The following is a 3,145-nucleotide window of genomic DNA, read 5'->3' as shown; positions in this document are numbered from 1 at the left end:
CTCGCCAATGCGGCTCGTCGTGGTGGAGATCGACGCCGTGCCGTTTGATCGCAATGTCGATGAGAGGCTCGACGCCACGCCGATAGCGCTTGGGGGACGCGCCTGGAACATCGGTGCAGAGCCGATAGGCTTCGTCGATGACGATGCCGATCATCTGATTCATGCCCTCGAAGGGCGTGCTCTGATCCGGGGGCAGCGTGATCAGCGCCAGAAAATTCTGCAAGAAGGCCTTTTCGAGCGGCAGCGGATATGCGCAGCCGACCTGCAGGTCGAAGACGTTGAACTCGAAGCCCGGTGCGAATTGCATGCGCGTGTAGATCGCCTCGTGCCGGCGCTGTGGTCCCAGGGCTTCTTGAATGAGAAGCACGAAGCCTTCCGCCGAATCCCCGATATCGACCTTGCCGATTAGCGGCAGCTTCGCGCCGACCGCCCCGAGCGCCACGGAGCTGAGACAGAGGCCGAGGTTGATCGTATTGGCGAGCACCGATTTGCCCGAACGGGGCGGCGCGACGAATGTGTCGAGCACCTGCGGACGCTTCGAGCCGCCGGAGGGGTCATAGGGCCACATGGCGCCGTTCGGTTGGCGAAACAGGACGCTGCCTCGGTCCCAGGGTGACGCCGTTCGTCCCCAAGGCAGCATTGCCAGCACGTCTCCGATCAGCGCCACCGACGGCGGCGCTGTGGACGCCAGCGCCAGTCCCGGCACGCTGCTCATGACGCCTTCGAGCGGATCGCCGATGACGGTCGTGCCGCGGCAATTTCCCCAAGCCTCGAGACGCTGCTTCAGCGTCGACAGTCGTAGCCGCAGCTTGCCCACTTCGCCGAACGGAGCCCAGGTCGCAAAGGACGCGCGCAGGCGCACGGCGATATGGTTGTTGTTTTCGCGCTCGCGCTTCAAAAGCTCGAAGGCGCGGGTGATGTCCCGGTTACCGGGGAACATCCACAGAAACTGCGCGCCAGCGCTTTTCAGGAGCATGTCCGAATTGCCGCCGCCCTCGATCACGAAGGAGACGCGCCAAGGGACGCGATCCTGCCCGAGCCGCGACGACAGCTCGACGAACGGCCGCGGGTCCTCCGGCCCCATCGTCATATCGACGCAGCCATAATCATAGAGGCCGATCTCCACCCTTTGCCCGTCATGGACGACGGCGTCGGAGTCGAAGAAGAGATCACGGATCGCCGGCCACATCAGCGTCTCCAGGATCGGACGCTCATCCTTCTCATCCGGCCAGCGCGGGCGAAAGGCGTCGCCGACGAAGGTCGGCCGCCAGGCGGAACCGACTGTCTCGCGATACATGGCCTCGCGCGCGACCACCAGAGCATCATGGGCGGATATCTCCGTCGCGGCGACATCGAGCCCTTTCAACGACGACACGACGCGCGAGACGAAGCCGGTGTGTCGCGCCGCCATGACGTCGCTGCGCAAATAGAATTTCTGGGCGTCGCCGATGTTCGGGCATTTCTTGGCCAGCGCCGCCTGCTCCTCCTTCATCTGCTTGCGCTCTTCCTTGGTGAGCGTCGTGGCGCGCGTCCACAAGATGAAATACGCCGCCTCCCAGCGCATCATGCCGGTCCAGAGCTTTTTGCGTTCCTCGAAAATATCGCCCAGCTCCAGCCCGATCTCCTTGGCGATCTCCCGGCAGGCCGACATGTTGACGCGCTCGATCTCGACCGCCGCGAGATCGGGATCGGAGGCGTACCATCCGACGATGGCGTGTCCCCTGTTCTCCAGCGTTCCCGAGATGTCGATGCGCATGGCGTTGGCCAAGCGATCGATATCGGCCCGCGTCGACATGCGGCGCATCCCGCCGAGACGAAGGAAGCTCACATAGTCGCCTTGCTTGGTGACGAGCGCGTCGCCATGCGCGGCTTCGATATCGCAAAAGCTGGCGAGCGGCTGCTTCGCCATCAACGACATTGCGGCGAGCCCGCGAGATATCCAATGGAGCATTATCTATCTCCTCAAAATCGAAGCGAGCCTCTCCTTGACGAGCAAGCGCGGATAAATGTCGTAGCCGTCGACAAAAAAGCGGCCGAGCGATAGCAAGCGCGCGCCGCCGAGCAGCTCGTGGCGACGGGCGTAGGAGCTCGGTGAGACGAACGACAGAGCTTCGGCGAGATCGCGCGGTGAAGACGTGCCGAGGCGCTGCTTCGCGATCACACTGCGCTCGACGAGGGCGGCATAGGCCGAGCTCGCGGCGAGCAGATCGCCAGGACTGTTCGGTGGAAGGGGATCGAGAGGCCATGACACGGGTTTCCCGTGTCTCGCGAAAGACGAATGCACGCGATGCACGAGCGCATTGACGGCGCCCTGCGTGAACTCCGGCATCCAGATCAGGATGGCCTCGCGATCGATTTCCGGGCGTTCGAGATTTTGAGCGAGGCAGCACAGCGCGCAGCCACATGACCCATCGGAAGTTTCCGATCGCCCTTCGCTCCGGTTCGTGATCTCGCATCCACAATGCGGGCAGCGATCGGCGAATCCTCGTGCGCGCGGCTGCGCCATTGCGAAAGCAGGCCGCGACCCATTGCTTATTGCCGCTAGTGAAAGTGGGAGCATCGCGCCGCGCCGATCTTCAAAAACTGATGCGCCCTCGCCGGTCTCCGGCTTTGCGACCGAACCACCGGCGAGGACCAATTGTCCCCTGCGCCTCGCCGCGTTACGCCGGCGAGGAACAGGAGAGCATTGAGCATCACTGGAAGGTGATGACGCCGGCCTGGTCGGTCACTTTCGCGCCCGCGCCAGTGGTCGTGTAGGAGGCCTTCTGAATCCACGAGCCGCCAGCGACGAACAGGCCGGTCAGCACGAGACCCGTGAGACCGGCCGCGACTTTCCCGCTCTCGCGGTTTTCCGGCTGACGCGACTGCCACAGGAACCAGACGCCGGCGACGAAGGTCACCAGAGCGGCGACATACATAGCGGTCGAGCCGGCGAAGCCGCCGGCGGTCGAGAACTCCTTCGAAATGCTCTGCACCTGGGAGCCGAGCGTCTGGCCAGCCGCCTGAGCAAAGGCGCTCGTCGCTCCGAGAGAAACGGAAAGCGCCGCGCCGGCGAGCAGGGACGACACGCGGGATTTGATTTTGGCGATGGTCTGCAAGTTCATCTCCTTCGATTGAGAGAGCGCCTCACGCCCTCGAAAAAAAG

The 3,145-nt window shown here is 63.7% G+C and carries 2 protein-coding genes and 1 pseudogene; all 3 read right to left on the bottom strand.

The window, feature by feature from the left end; all coding sequences use genetic code 11:
* Positions 1-1,951, bottom strand: a pseudogene (locus A1351_RS07835) (ATP-binding protein); the annotation flags it as partial.
* Positions 1,952-1,954: 3 nt separating this feature from the next.
* The gene (locus A1351_RS24585; protein ID WP_157096187.1) at positions 1,955-2,251 is read right to left on the bottom strand and encodes a hypothetical protein; all 297 of its coding nucleotides are present in this window, start codon (positions 2,249-2,251) and stop codon (positions 1,955-1,957) included.
* A 442-nt stretch (positions 2,252-2,693) separates the two neighbouring features.
* On the bottom strand, positions 2,694-3,145 hold a 452-nt coding region (locus A1351_RS07825), incomplete at its 5' end, for a hypothetical protein (RefSeq protein ID WP_371441464.1).

Source organism: Methylosinus sp. R-45379, assembly GCF_001644125.1.
In the GTDB taxonomy this organism is placed as follows: domain Bacteria; phylum Pseudomonadota; class Alphaproteobacteria; order Rhizobiales; family Beijerinckiaceae; genus Methylosinus.
Note: the sequence above shows the minus strand (reverse complement) of the source record. Positions and strands in the feature narration are given on the sequence as shown.